Below are 15,692 nucleotides of genomic sequence, written 5' to 3'. Positions count from 1 at the left end.
AGAAACTATATGAAAAAACTGTTTTTAATTATTGGTGCACCAGGCAGTGGCAAAACAACCGATGCGAGTTTGATTGCTGAAAAGAACAGCGAAACCATCGCACACTATTCAACAGGCGAATTACTTCGTGACGAAGTCGCAAGTGGCAGTGAGCTAGGCAAAACGATTGATTCTTATGTCAGTGCTGGTAATCTTGTACCTTTGGACATTGTAATCAACACCATTGTAGGTGCTATTAAAAACAGTCCTAAAGATATTATTCTCATTGATGGTTTTCCTCGTTCAGACGAGCAAATGAAAGCATTAGATGCTATTCTTGCGAATGAAACAACTGTTAAACTCGTTTCTGTTATTGAAGTTGAAGTGAGTGAACAAGTAGCGTGTGACCGTGTTTTAGGTCGTGCACGTGGAGCAGATGATAACGTTCAAGTTTTCAACAACCGTATGAAAGTCTATACAGAGCCTTTAGCTGGTATTCAAGCCTTTTACGGAGCAAAAAATCTCCTTCATAAAATCAATGGCGAACGCACCATCGAAGAGATTGTCTTTGAGATGGAAGCCTTTGTAAAAAGCCATATCTAATGCACCACTTCTACTCTGTGATTATTGGGTCTGAACTCCTTAATGGTCGCAGAGTAGATAAACACTTCGCTTTTATCAATCAAGAATTACGCAATCGTGGTCTTTTACATGTAGGAAATTTTGTGATTGAAGATAAACCTTTTTTGATTCAAAACTGTTTTAACATGATTTTACAAGACCCCAAAAGTGTCATGTTTTCTTTTGGTGGTATCGGCGCAACGCCTGATGATTTAACACGAATGATTGCAAGTGAAGTCTTTACGGGAGAAAAATTAACGTTACATGTAAAAGCAAAAGAGCTGATTGAACAGCAATTTGGGGAAGAAGCCTACCCTCATCGTATCAGTATGGCGATGCTACCACCTCAAGCTGATTTACTCCACAACATCGTCAATAACGTACCAGGCTTTTCTCTTTTTAATCGTTTTTTCTTCACCCCAGGCTTTCCTTCCATGGCATGGCCAATGGTACAAGAAGCTCTCAATCAACACTTTCCCTCTCAAGCACCTCTTTTCAGTGAGACATTCATTGTCGAAGCTCCTGAAAATGATTTGATTGAAATTATGGAAGCACTACCCAAAGAGCTCACTTTTTCCTCTCTTCCTCGTTTTATTGAGGAGAAGCGCATCGTTGAAATTTATCTTGCACATTCTAATGAAGCGTTGGTGCGTCACTGGGCATCATTCTTTCGCTCAGAAGTTTTAAAAATGGGTAAAACGATTAAGGATTGTTTGTAAAATATCGATCCAGTCCATCGCTAATGCCCTCAACAATCAATTTTTGATACGAGGGGTTATGCATATTCATAGATTCTTCTGGATTAGTAATATACCCTATTTCAATTAATACAGAGGGCATCGTTGCCCCTACAAGTACCCAAAACGGTGCTTCTCTGACACCCCCATCTTCAACAGCGTAACGCTTTTTTACCTGTTTGAGCATGCTCGATTGTACATCAATAGCCGCTTTATTGGAGAGAATAATTTTTTCACGATTAAAGACATTTAAAAAAGTCTCCTTAGAGTAATAATCCATCTCTTCCATATCTGACTGGTTTTCTAAAGCCGCAACGTTTTTAGAACGTTCTGAACGATCAGGAGAGAGAAAAAAAGTCTCTAAGCCTTTCATAGAGAGTTTTTTCGCTTCTGTGGGAGCAGCGTTTGCATGCAATGAAATAAATAAATCCGCATTTTTATCGTTTGCCACTTTTGTTCTATCTCTAAGATTAATAAACACATCTTTTTGTCGAGTATAAAAAACTTTATATCCACGACTTTTCAGCTCTTTCCCTAATTGTAAAGCCATCTCTAAAACCAAATGCTTTTCCATATTTTTCTTATAACCAATAGCCCCCGCATCTTTTCCACCATGCCCTGCATCAATCACAATGGTCTTATGACGATTTGGACTTGATGTAGGGGTAGGAAGATCAGACGATGGTACCTTTGAAGCAACCAACGGAACTTTTTTTTCAACATCTCTCATCGGCTCAGGGGAGGATTCTTTTTTGCTAGGCTGTGTTAACTGAGGCTTTTTATCTAAAGAGAGAATAACTTTTCCATCCAATGCACTCACATACGTATCCAAAGAACGTGGCGCATCTATAACAACTCGAATCAGGTCATTGTTATATTGACTAATGCGTAAAGAATTTAGTTTTTGAGGCGTTTTAATCGCCAAAGGAGCATTTAAAATCACCGCTGGAATATCAATGACCTTTTTATAACTCTGTGCACTTTTAAGAATAAAGACTTTCACACTCTTTTCTACAACAGACGAGCCAAAATGTAATATAACTTCATCTTCTGTGGTTTCAACACTTTGTAAAACATTTTTTCCCTTAAAACTTTTGGGCAGTGTCGTTGTCGTTTGATTGGAGAGAAAAGCTCTCGTACTCTCTTGTACCTTTTTTGTTGGAGAAAAAGCAGAGGCTTCTGAAGGCTGATTCATGTTTTCTTTGCGAACTGTAGACGATACAGCCTGTGTTTTAGACGCAGAAGATGAACTTTCTTTCGACATCGTTGCAAGTTCTGATTCATACTTTGAACTATCAAATTTCAGTTGTTTAGACGTTGCAATCAAACGCTCTAGTGTCTCTTTTTTAAGGCTATCGTCGCCTTTGACAATGGACTGAATATAAACAGATTTCAATCCATGAAAAATACGCAAGACTTCATCATGCGTTGCGCCTTTTAGTTGTGCGTCGTACTGTTCTAATTGTTGCATGTAATTTGGCGCCCCAAAAAGCGCCATACATGTCACCATTAAAAGGAAAAATACTTTAATGCGCTTCCCCATAGACCAACTTTTGCATAAGCTCTTTCACACTAATAATTTCATTGAGTCTATAACCATTCGCACCAGTAAAGAAAAGACCTGTCTCTACTTTTCCCATATACGCATCGCTTAAACGATCCGCAATACAATAGCCAACAGCTTTAGCCTCTTGTCCTCTATGACACGGACTCACACAGTTACTAATACATCGAATAGGAGGACCTTCCCTTTTTTCAACCATTTCAATTAAATTGGTTTTGACACCTCGAGCAGGATAGCCCACAGGTGATTTAAAAAGCTGAATATCTTCTTTCTTCGCTTTTAATAGAACTTCTTTAAAATTCTGGTCTGCATCACACTCATGGGTTCCAATAAAGCGTGTTCCCATTTGTACACCATTGGCTCCTAATGCAATCATTTTCATAATATCATCATGATTCCAAACGCCTCCAGCAGCAATTAAAGGAAAATCACCCCACACCTTCACTTCATCACGAATAGGTCCAATGAGATTTTCTAATTGATACTCTTCTTGAGAACATTGCTCATACGTAAAACCTTGATGTCCTCCACTTAAAGGTCCTTCGACCACAATCGCATCAGGCAAACGGTTATATCGTTGTGTCCAGCGCTTACAAATAATTTTTAACGCTTTTGCAGAAGAGACAATAGGAACCAGTGCCACATCAGGATAATCAGCTGTAAATTCTGGCATATTGGTTGGTAAACCAGCTCCCGTAATGATAATATCAACACCTGCTTCACAGGAATCTTTAATCACTCTTTCATAATCATTGATGGCATATAAAATATTCATCGCCAATGGGTTTGAGCCACAAATTTTACGAGCATTCTTAACGATCGCCGTTAGTGCTGTTTTAGAATAAAAATTTTCTGTTTCAAAAGGGCGGGTATTGATATTTTTTTTGCTGTACTGGCGTTGTTCATAATAGCCTGTTCCAACAGAGCTAATAACACCTAACCCACCCTCTAAGCTTACAGTCCCTGCTAGTTTATCCCAACTAATTCCAAGTCCCATACCCCCTTGTACAATAGGGTATTGAATGGTATGTTTTCCAATGTGAAGTGGTTGTAAAGACATCATTGCACCTTTAATTTAGCAAACTTCCGCTTGCCAACTTGAAGAACATACTCGCCACACTCAAGTTGTAACTGTTCATCCTCAACTTTAATCTGATTGAGTTTTACGCCGCCTTGTTTAATATCCCTTCGTGCTTGTGATGTGGATTCTTCCAAACCACAATCCACCAACGCTTTTGCAATCCAAATAGGCTCTTTACATGTAAAGAGTTCAATATCGTGTGGTATCTCATTTTGAGCATGGACACGATTAAATGTTTCTTGTGCTTTTAAAGCTTCATCTGCTCCATGATAACGCGTTACTATCTCCATCGCAATCATCTCTTTAGCATGTTTTGGATGAATTTCCCCCTCTTCAACATCGTGTTTTAAACGAGCAATCTCTTCTAAACTTTTGCTACTTAAAAGCTCATAGTAACGCCACATGAGAACATCAGAAATACTAAGCATCTTTCCAAACATATCCGCAGGTGCTTCTGTCACGCCAATGTAATTGCCTAATGATTTGCTCATCTTATTGACGCCATCCAAACCTTCAAGTAAAGGCATCATCATAACCGCTTGCTCTTTACCAATACCATAAACACGTTGCAAATGACGTCCCATTAACAGATTGAACTTCTGATCCGTTCCACCCATTTCAATGTCACATTTCATCGCCACACTGTCGTATCCTTGTAAAAGAGGGTACAAAAACTCACTAATAGAAATAGGCATTTGAGATTTGTATCGTTTTTCAAAATCTTCACGCTCTAACATACGAGCTACGTTAAACGTTGTAGTAAGCTCAATCAGACTGCTTGCACTCATACTCCCTAACCACTCAGAGTTAAACATAACAACCGTCTTTGCTGGGTCTAAAATTTTAAACACTTGCTCTTTATAAGTTTCAGCGTTTGCTAAAACAACCTCACGTGTTAATTTTTTACGTGTCTCATTTTTACCTGTGGGATCGCCAATCATTCCTGTAAAATCACCAATCAAAAACTGTACAATAGCACCATATTTTTGGAGTAATGCCATTTTTTGAAGTAAGACAGTATGTCCTAAATGTAAATCAGGAGCAGTGGGATCAAAACCAGCCTTGACTAAAAATGTCTCACCTTTTTCAAAATATTTTTTAATTAATGTAACAATGCGCTCTTCATCAATTATTTCGCTGATACCACGTTTAATCTCATTTAACGCATTTTGAATCTTCATCTCCATGGGTACGTCCATTTCCTTCTACAATTATTTATACGCATCATTGACTGAAACAAGTTCAATCACACGGTATTTCCCTTTAAGATTTTCTCGTACAGCACTGATATTTTTATCAGGTAATTCAAGAATCATTTCAAAGTAATCCGCATGCCCCTCTTCTTCAGATTTTCCAAGTTCAATCGTCACAAGATTAATCTGCATTTTAGCCAAATAAGCTAAAAATGAGGCTAAAGAGCCTTTTTTGTTATCCAAACTTACAATAAGTTTATAACGTTCAGGTGCTTCTCTCGTCCATTTTACAAAAACCATTGGCTCATCCGCTTCCATCAAGGAAGTCGCACGTTCACACAATTTATGATGGACAAAAACATCGTTTCCTTTTTTAAAACCAACAATATCATCGCCTCGTTTTGGATGACAACAGTAGTCAAAATAGACATTTGAAATATTATGATTCGAATAAATAACAATATTTTCAAATTTTTGTTTTTTAATGCGATAGCGATCTTTTTTCAATAAAGGAAAAAGAAGTGTATCTTGAAGCGCATACAATTTTAATGTATTGGCCACATCTTGCAAATAGATAGAATCCGTTGCAACCTTAAAAATCTTTTTCATCGCATGTTCTTGCTCGACCCATGACTCAATTTTACTTTGATTGACACTAAAAGTATAAGATAAAATTTTTAATGCCACTTTGTGGTTAATCTCTTTAATTTTCTGGCGGCAGTGCGCTTGAATCGTTGTTTTTGCCTTACCTGTTTTAACGCTATTAACCCATGTGCATCGATATTTTGGCTCTTTTGAAGTTACAATGCGTACGATATCACCATTTTTAAGCTCTGTTAAAAGTGGAACTTTTTGTTTGTTGACAAACGCTTCATCCGCATACATTCCCACTTCCGTATGCACTTCATACGCAAAATCTAAAACAGTCGCTCCACGAGGAAGTGTAAAAATATCCCCTTTGGGAGAAAAAACTGCGATATCTTCACTGTAAAGGTTATCTTTTGCAATCGCATAAAAATCTTCAATATTATCAATCTCTTCATTTTGGGTATTTAAATCATTGAGCCAATCCAACTTTGGATTGAGCCCACCTGATTTATATTTCCAGTGTGCTGCAACACCATATTCAGCTGTTTTATTCATATCATAGGTTCTAATTTGAGATTCAATAATCGATTTATCATCAAATACCGTTGTATGAATCGTCTGATAGCCATTCTCTTTAGGAATAGCGATATAGTCTTTAAAACGAGAAATGAGTGGTCTAAAATGTTGATGCACAATTCCTAAAGCACGATAACAATCAATGGGTGTTCTCACAATAATACGAATCGCTAAGAGATCCAGTACCTCTTCGATACTGACTCCTTTACGTTGCATCTTCAAATAGATAGAATAGTAGTGTTTAACACGCTTTTGAATCGTAAAATCACTCTCAATAAATCCCTCTTTAATCATATGATTTTTAATTTTAGAGATAAAATGATTCAAGCGAAGTTGAAGCTGTTGACCATGTTCTTTGATGTAGGTATCAATCTTGCCATATTCGTTAGGCATCACATAGGCAAAGCTTAAGTCTTCTAAAAGATTTTTAATAGAAGAGATACCTAAACGATGTGCAATGGGTGCATAAACAACTAACGTCTCTTCTGCAATACGTTTTTGTTTAATGGCATCTAATGCAGATAGGGTTAACATATTGTGCAAGCGATCGCATAACTTTACGACTAAAACGCGGACATCACGAATAGAAGCAATTAACATTTTACGAAAGGTTAATGCAGAAGCCACTAATTTATCATTGGAATAAGAGGGAATCAGTTCAATATCTCGAATTTCAACAATCTTAGTTAATCCATCAACAAGATGCCCCACTTCTTCACCAAAAAGTGCTCTAATCTCTTCTGCCGAACAAGAAGTATCTTCGACCACATCATGAAGTAAGCCTGCAACAATCATCGATTCATCACCGCCTAAGTAAGCGACAAAGACACATACCAACAAGGGGTGAACAACATAGGCTTCACCGCTCTTACGATACTGTCCTTGATGTTTCGCAATCGTAAACGCAACTGCTTTTTCAACATTAGGCGTTGGTTTAATATATTTGTATAAGAGTTCAACCGCACTATCAGAGCTTTTGCACTCTTTTACAATCTCAATTAACTCTTCCAAGAGAATTGACTTAACAATCAGTAATAGAATCTAATCTAATTTTACCTTCTGCAATTTCCAAAAGTGCAATGTCGGTAAATTTTTGTTTGTTTTTATCCGCTTTAATCAATGGTTCAGCACCGTTTGAAAGTTGATCAGCTCTTTTAGAAACCATCATCACTAATTTATAACGATCCTGTCCAACCAATTCTAACGCTTTTGCTGTAATTTCTTCTGTTCTTTGCATGTTTTTCCCTTATTTATTTTTAACAATAGAGCAATTTTCTAAATTACCCTCAATAATTTTAAGTAAATTCCCTTTTTCAAACATATTGCACACGACAATAGGCAAATTATTATCTTTTGCGAGTGCAATAGAGGTATCATCCATTACTTTAATGCTATCATCCATGGCTCTTTCATAGGTGAGCTCTGATAATTTTTGAGCATCTAAAAACTTATTAGGATCTTTATCGTAAACACCATCTACTTTCGTAGCTTTAATAATCATATCCGCACCAATTTCAATAGCACGAAGTGTTGCTGCGGTATCCGTTGTAAAGAAAGGATTACCTGTACCTGCTGCAAAAATAACAATACGCTCTTTCTCAAAATGGCGCTGTGCACGTCTTACAATAAATGTTTCACAAATCGCTTCCATCTTAATCGCGCTTTGCACACGCACTTCCATGCCTACGTGTTCTAAGGCTTCTTGCATCGCAACGCTATTGATGACCGTTGCTAACATGCCCATATAATCACCACTGGTACGTTTAATAATACCATCTTTTGCCGCACTCACGCCACGAATGATATTACCACCACCAATAACAATTCCTACTTCAATTCCATGAGTAACAAGTGACTTAATTTCATCAGCGATAAATTTTAAAATGGAAGTATCAATACCAAATCCATTATTCCCAGAGAGTGCTTCTCCGGAGAACTTAACTAAAACCCTTTTTCTCTTTTGCATTGTATATAAACCTTTCTTTTTAGGCATAGAAAACAATTCTATTCTATCTAAAAAGACCTAAAAACTTACTTTGCACCAATGAGTTCTAAAGGGTCGATGTGAAAATTCTTCTGTGTCACTTCAAATGTCAAATCATTGTCAACACGTCCAATCACATACCCTTTTTTAATTTTCTGCCCCACCTGAATAGTAGGAGCAATCTTTGAGAGATGCGCATAAATCGTATGAATTTCATCTCCATGTTCAATAATAATCACTTTTTGCATAGATGCTGTATCTTTAGCAAAAATAACTTTTCCATTTAAAACACTTTTAACAACAGCATCTGATGTTTTTGAACTCAGCACAATGGATTCATTAAAAATTTTGATTTTATAAATAGGATCAACATAATCACCAAAACGACGTTTCACTCGATAACTTTCCAAAGGAGCAATGGTTTTTTCACCCACATATTTTTTAACATGGCTATTTTGATACGAAGAACCAATTTGTCGAATATCTGATTTGTCTGTGGAAACACTTTTTTCTTGTATTTTTTGCTTTTTAGCGTTTTCAGCAGCTAAGCGTTGTGTCTCCTCTTGGGCTTTTATAATTTTAAGCTTTTCCAGTGTCGCCCTAATTTCATCCCGCTCTTTTGCAATATCATCTAACTGTTTTTTATAATTTACTTTTTTAGCATTTAATTGAGCAATAGAACTCTCACGTTTTTTTTCTAAGCTCAGTAACTCATCTTTTTTATTTTTTGCACTTTGAATTTCGGTATAAAGCGTTTTAATTTCACTGCTTTGAGATGTGATTTGGTCATTGATTTGCTTATAATTAGTGCTTAATTGCCCAATTTCCTTGCGCATAATCACATCCATTTTTTGCAACACTTCATCGACCAAAACGCCATCTTCATTATCCATATAATTACTATCAGAGATAAGATAAAAGGAGAAATCTTCAGCAATAATTTTAATCAACTTATGCTCTAAATCTTTCTTTTTTAAGGAAAGAAGTTGTGTATCTTTGACCATGCGTTCAAGATACTCTTGTTTTCGTTGTACACTCTCCTGAGAATCATTGATATTTTGGCTTAAATGTTCAATTTTCTCTTTGATTTTCTCAATATTTTTTTCTTCTTCTAAAATATCATCAGCAATATCTTGTAATTTTCCATGAATCTTTTTTTCTGTTTCAATTTTTGATTCTAATGTCTTTGCATTTTCACTGATTTTTTTACTCGTATTTGCGTATACATCAAGAGTGAGCAGACTCATAAGAAAGAACCAAAACCATTGTTTCATACACGTCCAATCCTACGAGCAACCATCGTCACAGCAAGAAAAGAGAAGAGTAAAGAGACACCTATGAGTGTTCCACCCTCGACTAAAAAATTAAATTCAGGTAAACGAATATCTAACTCGTTGGCAAAATTTTGCACTATCGCCAATTTTGGAGCAATCATATAAACCAGACAAACAGCTATCGCACTCAAGAAAGAATCAACCAATGTCATACGATACAACATCGCACTTTTCATAAAAAAAGATGCCCCAAAAAGAGTCATAATCGACATTCTACGATTGTGTTCATACGTCCAAATACGAATCTGTTTAAAAATCAACAAAATCGCAACAAAGCCGATAAAAAAAGCAAAAACATACACCATCGACTGTAAAAGCAAAAACATTTTAAAGACTTTTTCATGTGTTTTTGCAAAGGTTTCAATGCGCGTAATGCTTGTTATAGAAGCTAATTTTTGTTTGATTGATTCAAGGCGTTTTTGATTGGGGAGTGTCTCTAGTTTTAAAGAATAAAATTTTGGAAGAGCCACTTGTAGCAGTGTTAAATTTTTTGAAGACATATCATTTTTGAGACGATCTAAGATTTTTTTACTGCTAATTTCACTTAAAGAGTGTATTTCAGGAATCTCTTTTTTAAGTGTCTCCTCTGTTAACTCGGATGAAGAAACCAATACAATCGCATAATCATCAATAATTTTCACAGCGTAATCATTCACGATTGTATTGACAACACGTGTAAATTGAAAGGAAAAAAGCAAAATAAAAACAGAAATCATAATAGAAAAATGACTGTTAATTGACTTCATGCAATATGCCACCTTCTAAAAAATAGTGTTTATAATCAATTCCAAGCGTTGAGGGAATATTGTGGGTGACCACCAAAACGGTTGTGCCTAAATGCTCTTTCGCCCCTTTTAATAAATTCCAAATCACTTCGCTAGAATAACTATCTAAATTACCCGTGGGCTCATCCGCTAAAATGAGAATAGGATTGTGTGCTAGTGCTCGTGCCATAGCAACACGTTGTTGTTCACCACCACTGAGTTCATAGGGATATTTATTGATTTTATGCAGTAGTTTGACATGTTTTAATAACTTATGGGCTTGTTTGACACAAACACTTTTTGAAAACCCTCCAATAATCAAAGGCAACATCACGTTTTGTTCAACTGTCCACTCATCAATCAGCTTATAATCTTGAAAAACAACACCCAAATAGCGTCTTAAAATATTAAGCTTCGAGCCTGTAATGTTTTTAAAATCTACACCGCACACATTTAAGTCTCCCATATTGGGAAAAAGTTCTCCATAAAGCGATTTGATAATGGTTGATTTGCCGCTACCACTTTTGCCTGTAATAAACACAAACTCTTGCGCTTTAATTTGCAGACTTGCATCAGTGATAATAGGCTCATCTCGCCCATAACTCAAATTTAAATTATTGGCTTTAATGACATATTCCATGAAACCACTCTTTCATTAAACTGTGTGCTAATTGATTGCTTTTGGTTGCCAAAATAGCATCAGGAAGATACGAAACTTTACCTTGTTCAATCAACAAATAACACTTTTCATTGCGTTCATTTGCACCAAAGGAGATACGAATCAAACCCCGTTCATCATTACTTTCAAACAACTCTTCAAAGTGAACAAAAAAACCATCTCCTCGTAAAAGTTCCTCTTTAAACTGTTTACGAATTTTTGAGAAGTCCACTTTTTCATCAAAAAAGAGCGTTCCCATTTTATCAATAGCTTCAGATTCTCTTTCATTGGTCAAAATGACATCATAAATATCTTTTTCCATTTTTAACCAACGATCTTCATACTTACTGGTAATCTCTAACGCTGCATTTTTTTTGACATGAACTTCTGCTTGAGAGAGGTGCATCATTTGCATGAAAGAAAACTCAAAATAGAGCGCACTGTCGGTTCGAAGCTCCAAAGTTCCGTTTACATGTAAAACCCGAAGCGCCTCTTCGATAAATGCCGCAGAGAAGACTCTTCGATGTGGTTTTTTATCCCACGGAACAGGGAAATGAACAAAAATACGTCCAACGACATTGGAGGGAAGAAACTCCATAAAAAGCCTTGCATCATAATCCACCACTAAAATATTCTCAATGCCCTGTAATTCACACTGTTTTAAAACTTGCTCAATCGAGGGCTTGTGAATCTCTAAGCCAATGAATTGAATATGCGGATTTTTTTTGGCTTGGTGCAGCAGATGTCGTCCACTTCCAAACCCAATCTCAACCCAAATTTCACGCTCTACCTTAAAATCATGGGCAAAAAAATCAATCTCTTTTAAATAAGGAGATGTCTTTACATGTAAAAACTTTTTAGGCTCAATATTTGAATATGTCACATTCGCTTCACTCACATCCCTAAAATCCATCAATACCTTTTGTAAAAAAGAGGCTTGTGTAGGACGAGTGACCTTATCCCCTTTGATGAGAAAACCGCCCTCTTTTTTTGACTGGATACGAATCAGTAATGGCTCCCCTTTAGAAGAAGCCATCACCAATTTATTTCCTCGATGAGAGTGTGCTTCCCATAAAAAAGTTGTTTCTCCAGCATGGCAAGGATACGTAAGTGTTTTGAGATGATTGCTATGAAAATTTGGCATAAATAGCTGTTATTCCTTTGGTATCGTTATCATGACACTATCAGAAGGCTTAGAAGCCATTCCAAATTTGTCAATAGCGATAATATTGTATTTATAGCTTACGCCCACTTGAGTATCGCTATCTTGAAAATTCGTTTCGAAAATACCTGTAAAGTTTTGTTGCTTTGTCTCTCCAGCACTTTTAAACTCTTTGGTAATGCTATATTTAATCGCATTTTCATCTCCATTCCATGTTAGGAAAATGGAACGACCATCGTGTTTAGCGGAGTGTACCAGTGGAGCATTTAAGACAGGTCGTGTCATGCCCACAACAGGATTTGCAGGTTGAGGAGATTCTAAGCCATCACGATCGACTGCAACAATTTTGTAGTAGTACATCTTGCCATTGTCATTAATCAAATCTTCAAATTGCGTGCTGTGTGTCTTGCCATAAAAACTGTAAAAAAGCCCCGATGTTGGTGAACGGTAAATTTTATAGTATGAAAAATCAGCATCCGTTGCAGCTTCCCATGATAAAAGAATTTTTTTCGGCAAATCAGACGTTGCTTTCACACCGACAAGACTTTTAGGGGCTGGTTTGGTGTGCGCTTCAACAACTTGGCTTGGCGCAGAGCGCTTTCCATCAGATGTTTTCACAATCACACGGTAACGATACACATAGTCGTTTTGCAATTCTTTATCAATAAATTCAGCACTTAAACGTCCTTCTACCGTTCCCACTTCATCCCATGACGTTGATTTATACTCATTGCGTTCGATAATGTAAGATTCCACATTAGGATGTGAATGCGGTCTCCAAATAATTTTAGCACGAGCAGGTAAGCCTGTAATGGCCGTAATAAATGAAACAGGCTCTATCCCACCAAGTGTAGGTGCTTTTACCGCAGGAGTTGATGTTGTCGCACTTACCCTCATACTCGGCGCAGATTCGTGTTTGCTTGAAGAGTAAGCGCTCATTTGATAACTATAAGTGGTATTGGGATTAAGTTTGGTATCAACATAATGTGAAACATACTTGTCTTTAATCGTTGCCACTTTTTTCATACGTCCCCCTTCTATGCGATAGAGGTAGTATCCTTCAATTTGATTTGAATAAATCGGTGTCCACTCAAATCCAATATCTGTGCCACTGGCTAATGTCTTAAGGTTTTCAACCACAGGAAGTGACGCATCTACCACAGGCTCTTTGGGTGTGTCAAGTGTTTTTGTGCACCCACTGATCATAAGGCCTAAAGCCATTAATAATCCTATCCATAACGATCGTTTCATGAATGTTTTCCTTATTGAAATGGTGTGTTAAATAGTCATCAAAATCATCCCACAAAGGGGCATGTATATATAACATCTCTTGACTACGTGGATGTTTGAGATACAAAATGTAAGCATGTAACATAACGCGGGGGATTGTACCATTATGGCTCTTAAAGCCGTATAAACTATCCCCTAAAATATGCCGAGAAAGTGCGCTTAAATGAACCCTAATTTGGTGTGTTCGCCCTGTAAATAACTTCGCAGCAATCAGCTCTTTTTTCCCATCATGAGAGAGGGAACATTTACAAAAAGCACTTTTTGCACTTCTTCCTTCCCTCTGAACTGCCATCTTTAAACGATGATTAGGATTGCGACCAATAGGCAAATCGACGACAACATTTTCTTTCAAAGGCAGGTCAATGATAGCAAGATAGTAACGTCCCATACTTTTATCTTCTAACTGAGAGGCAAGTTTGACATGGGCTTCATTGTTTTTGGCAATGACCAATGCCCCACTTGTCTCCTTATCAATGCGATGCACAATGCCATGACGCTCTTCCCCACTAATCGTAGAGAGAGAAATACCTCGATGCTGCAACCAATCCACCAGTGTGGGCTCTTTCACACTTGGTGCGCCATGAACTGTTAAAAAAGGAGGCTTATTAATCACCAAAATATCTTCATCTTCGTATAGAACAGGTACATCAAAATCAATTTCATACGCACTTTTCGAAGCTTCTGCTTCAATAAAATCGTAACGTACCACACTGGATTCTTGAAGCTTTAAACTGCATTTATGGGTTAAAACATCATCGACATAGACACCACTTTTCTTAATCAGCTTTTCGACTTGATTGCGAGGCAAAGCAAGGATTTCGCTCATAGCGACATCTAAGCGTTTTGCCTCTTTACATGTAAACTCCATCTAACCTACTTTCTTCTCTTTTTTTGCTATACTTCTTCTTTTTTACGTGCCACGAAGAACCACACTTCTTACATCTGTCATTCAATGATACCATATACACAAAAAGAGCACATGGAACAATATTTTAAGGGAGTATCGTGTTTCAAATTGATAGGCGAATCTTAACACATTTTGATTTTTTAATTCCTATACTCGTTTTTCCTATTATTGCCCTCTCGTATTACCTCATTTCTGAAGCCAATGAAATGTTAGCAAATAAACAAATTATTTATTACAGCGTAGGATTGTGCGCCTTTGCTTTTTTCTTTATCCTCCCGCTTAAAAAAATTGAGTGGGTTATCCCCTTCTTTTACTGGGTAACGATTGCACTGCTTATTAGCGTTGACATCTTTGGTATTTCAAAACTGGGTGCAAAACGGTGGCTAGAAATTCCTTTTGTGCATTTTACGATTCAACCCTCTGAAATTTTTAAACCTGCGTTTATTTTAATGCTTGCCTACCTCATTAAACAAAACCCGCCTGATGAAACAGGATATGGATGGAAACCTTTTTTTAAACTCAGTTTTTACATTCTTTTACCCTTTATTTTGATTGCAAAAGAGCCTGATTTGGGTACTGCTCTTATTTTGCTTCTTCTAGGGTATGGTATTCTTTTTGTTATTGGCGTCAATAAAAAAATATGGGTTACCTTAGTGATTCTCATTGGTATTAGCAGTCCACTCCTTTACAATAACTTGCATGACTATCAAAAAAAACGTATTTCGGATTTTCTCTCAGAAACGCCTAGTTATCATGTTAGACAGTCTATTATTGCGATTGGTTCAGGCGGACTAACAGGGAAAGACCGCGATGAAGCAACACAAACACATTACAAATTTTTGCCGATTGCGACAAGCGATTTTATTTTTGCTTATACCGTAGAAAGACTTGGTTTTTGGGGAGCTTTAGGACTAATTACCTGCTATGCCCTTTTAATCACCCATCTCATTACCCTCACGTATAAACTCAAAGAGGACTATTTTACACAGGTCATCACCAGTGGCATTTCACTGATGATTTTTTTCTATATGGGAGTTAATATCTCTATGACGATTGGACTCGCACCCGTAGTAGGTGTTCCTCTTCCTTTTTACAGTTATGGAGGGAGTAGTTTTATTACTTTTTTTGCACTTTTTGGCATTTTGGAGAATTTATTGGCATTTCGTTTTGATCCAACCTATCGTTCTATCAAATATTCTCTTTAAGCCCCTATACTGCGCCTTTTTTGCTTCTTGTTTTTATCTTCTTTTAACC

At 36.9% G+C, this 15,692-nt stretch carries 15 protein-coding genes; 3 read left to right on the top strand and 12 right to left on the bottom strand.

Translation table 11 applies throughout. The features are described 5' to 3' along the window. The first annotated feature begins 9 nt into the window (after positions 1-9). A complete protein-coding gene (locus SDEL_RS03350; RefSeq protein ID WP_012856454.1) occupies positions 10-582 on the top strand; it encodes an adenylate kinase in 573 nt (190 codons plus the stop codon). Continuing rightward, a complete protein-coding gene (locus tag SDEL_RS03345; RefSeq protein ID WP_012856453.1) occupies positions 582-1,319 on the top strand; it encodes a competence/damage-inducible protein A in 738 nt (245 codons plus the stop codon). The genes SDEL_RS03350 and SDEL_RS03345 overlap by 1 nt, the downstream gene beginning before the upstream one ends. Here the strand turns inward: SDEL_RS03345 and SDEL_RS03340 are convergent. From SDEL_RS03340 to SDEL_RS03285, 12 genes are all read right to left on the bottom strand, one after another. Next, the gene (locus SDEL_RS03340; protein ID WP_012856452.1) at positions 1,303-2,880 is read right to left on the bottom strand and encodes an N-acetylmuramoyl-L-alanine amidase; all 1,578 of its coding nucleotides are present in this window, start codon (positions 2,878-2,880) and stop codon (positions 1,303-1,305) included. The genes SDEL_RS03345 and SDEL_RS03340 overlap by 17 nt on opposite strands. Then, positions 2,864-3,961, bottom strand: coding sequence for a nitronate monooxygenase (locus SDEL_RS03335; protein WP_012856451.1), 1,098 nt, complete (start codon positions 3,959-3,961; stop codon positions 2,864-2,866). Before SDEL_RS03335 ends, SDEL_RS03340 begins: the two co-directional genes overlap by 17 nt. Continuing rightward, entirely contained in the window at positions 3,961-5,163 is a 1,203-nt protein-coding gene (gene tyrS / locus SDEL_RS03330; protein ID WP_223295859.1) for a tyrosine--tRNA ligase, read from the bottom strand. Before tyrS ends, SDEL_RS03335 begins: the two co-directional genes overlap by 1 nt. 30 nt (positions 5,164-5,193) lie before the next feature. Beyond that, positions 5,194-7,350 (bottom strand): RelA/SpoT family protein, encoded by a 2,157-nt coding sequence (locus SDEL_RS03325; RefSeq protein ID WP_012856449.1) that lies wholly within the window; start codon positions 7,348-7,350, stop codon positions 5,194-5,196. 10 nt (positions 7,351-7,360) lie between these two features. Next, positions 7,361-7,576, bottom strand: a complete 216-nt coding sequence (locus SDEL_RS03320) for a DNA-directed RNA polymerase subunit omega (protein WP_012856448.1) — start codon at positions 7,574-7,576, stop codon at positions 7,361-7,363. A gap of 9 nt (positions 7,577-7,585) precedes the next feature. Next, complete coding sequence (pyrH, locus tag SDEL_RS03315) at positions 7,586-8,305, bottom strand: UMP kinase (protein WP_012856447.1); 720 nt, start codon at positions 8,303-8,305, stop codon at positions 7,586-7,588. Between the two features lie 65 nt (positions 8,306-8,370). Beyond that, positions 8,371-9,597 carry a murein hydrolase activator EnvC family protein gene (locus SDEL_RS03310; RefSeq protein WP_012856446.1) on the bottom strand — a complete coding sequence of 409 codons (1,227 nt, stop codon included), beginning with the start codon at positions 9,595-9,597 and terminating at the stop codon, positions 8,371-8,373. Further along, positions 9,594-10,403 carry an FtsX-like permease family protein gene (locus SDEL_RS03305; protein WP_012856445.1) on the bottom strand — a complete coding sequence of 270 codons (810 nt, stop codon included), beginning with the start codon at positions 10,401-10,403 and terminating at the stop codon, positions 9,594-9,596. Before SDEL_RS03305 ends, SDEL_RS03310 begins: the two co-directional genes overlap by 4 nt. After that, positions 10,390-11,061 carry a cell division ATP-binding protein FtsE gene (locus tag SDEL_RS03300; RefSeq protein WP_012856444.1) on the bottom strand — a complete coding sequence of 224 codons (672 nt, stop codon included), beginning with the start codon at positions 11,059-11,061 and terminating at the stop codon, positions 10,390-10,392. Before SDEL_RS03300 ends, SDEL_RS03305 begins: the two co-directional genes overlap by 14 nt. After that, complete coding sequence (gene trmB, locus SDEL_RS03295) at positions 11,045-12,223, bottom strand: tRNA (guanosine(46)-N7)-methyltransferase TrmB (RefSeq protein WP_012856443.1); 1,179 nt, start codon at positions 12,221-12,223, stop codon at positions 11,045-11,047. Before trmB ends, SDEL_RS03300 begins: the two co-directional genes overlap by 17 nt. A 9-nt stretch (positions 12,224-12,232) precedes the next feature. Continuing rightward, positions 12,233-13,492: a hypothetical protein gene (locus tag SDEL_RS03290; RefSeq protein ID WP_223295835.1), complete on the bottom strand. Its 1,260-nt coding sequence runs from the start codon at positions 13,490-13,492 to the stop codon at positions 12,233-12,235. After that, positions 13,419-14,399, bottom strand: a complete 981-nt coding sequence (locus SDEL_RS03285; RefSeq protein ID WP_012856441.1) for an RluA family pseudouridine synthase — start codon at positions 14,397-14,399, stop codon at positions 13,419-13,421. The genes SDEL_RS03290 and SDEL_RS03285 overlap by 74 nt, the downstream gene beginning before the upstream one ends. 137 nt (positions 14,400-14,536) lie before the next feature. Here SDEL_RS03285 and SDEL_RS03280 point away from each other — a divergent pair, with 137 nt between their 5' ends. Beyond that, entirely contained in the window at positions 14,537-15,643 is a 1,107-nt protein-coding gene (locus tag SDEL_RS03280) for an FtsW/RodA/SpoVE family cell cycle protein (protein WP_012856440.1), read from the top strand. Positions 15,644-15,692: the final 49 nt, after the last annotated feature.

Origin of the sequence: Sulfurospirillum deleyianum DSM 6946 (assembly GCF_000024885.1) — a bacterium.
Lineage (GTDB): Bacteria > Campylobacterota > Campylobacteria > Campylobacterales > Sulfurospirillaceae > Sulfurospirillum > Sulfurospirillum deleyianum.
Note: the sequence above shows the minus strand (reverse complement) of the source record. Positions and strands in the feature narration are given on the sequence as shown.

Excerpts from the sequence above, each read along its gene's own strand:
- SDEL_RS03350 (WP_012856454.1), top strand. The coding sequence starts at position 10 with ATGAAAAAACTGTTTTTAATTATTGGTGCACCAGGCAGTGGCAAAACA.
- SDEL_RS03345 (WP_012856453.1), top strand. The coding sequence starts at position 582 with ATGCACCACTTCTACTCTGTGATTATTGGGTCTGAACTCCTTAATGGT.
- SDEL_RS03340 (WP_012856452.1), bottom strand. The coding sequence starts at position 2,880 with ATGGGGAAGCGCATTAAAGTATTTTTCCTTTTAATGGTGACATGTATG.
- SDEL_RS03335 (WP_012856451.1), bottom strand. The coding sequence starts at position 3,961 with ATGTCTTTACAACCACTTCACATTGGAAAACATACCATTCAATACCCT.
- tyrS (WP_223295859.1), bottom strand. The coding sequence starts at position 5,163 with ATGAAGATTCAAAATGCGTTAAATGAGATTAAACGTGGTATCAGCGAA.
- SDEL_RS03320 (WP_012856448.1), bottom strand. The coding sequence starts at position 7,576 with ATGCAAAGAACAGAAGAAATTACAGCAAAAGCGTTAGAATTGGTTGGA.
- pyrH (WP_012856447.1), bottom strand. The coding sequence starts at position 8,305 with ATGCAAAAGAGAAAAAGGGTTTTAGTTAAGTTCTCCGGAGAAGCACTC.
- SDEL_RS03310 (WP_012856446.1), bottom strand. The coding sequence starts at position 9,597 with ATGAAACAATGGTTTTGGTTCTTTCTTATGAGTCTGCTCACTCTTGAT.
- SDEL_RS03305 (WP_012856445.1), bottom strand. The coding sequence starts at position 10,403 with ATGAAGTCAATTAACAGTCATTTTTCTATTATGATTTCTGTTTTTATT.
- SDEL_RS03300 (WP_012856444.1), bottom strand. The coding sequence starts at position 11,061 with ATGGAATATGTCATTAAAGCCAATAATTTAAATTTGAGTTATGGGCGA.
- trmB (WP_012856443.1), bottom strand. The coding sequence starts at position 12,223 with ATGCCAAATTTTCATAGCAATCATCTCAAAACACTTACGTATCCTTGC.
- SDEL_RS03290 (WP_223295835.1), bottom strand. The coding sequence starts at position 13,492 with ATGAAACGATCGTTATGGATAGGATTATTAATGGCTTTAGGCCTTATG.
- SDEL_RS03285 (WP_012856441.1), bottom strand. The coding sequence starts at position 14,399 with ATGGAGTTTACATGTAAAGAGGCAAAACGCTTAGATGTCGCTATGAGC.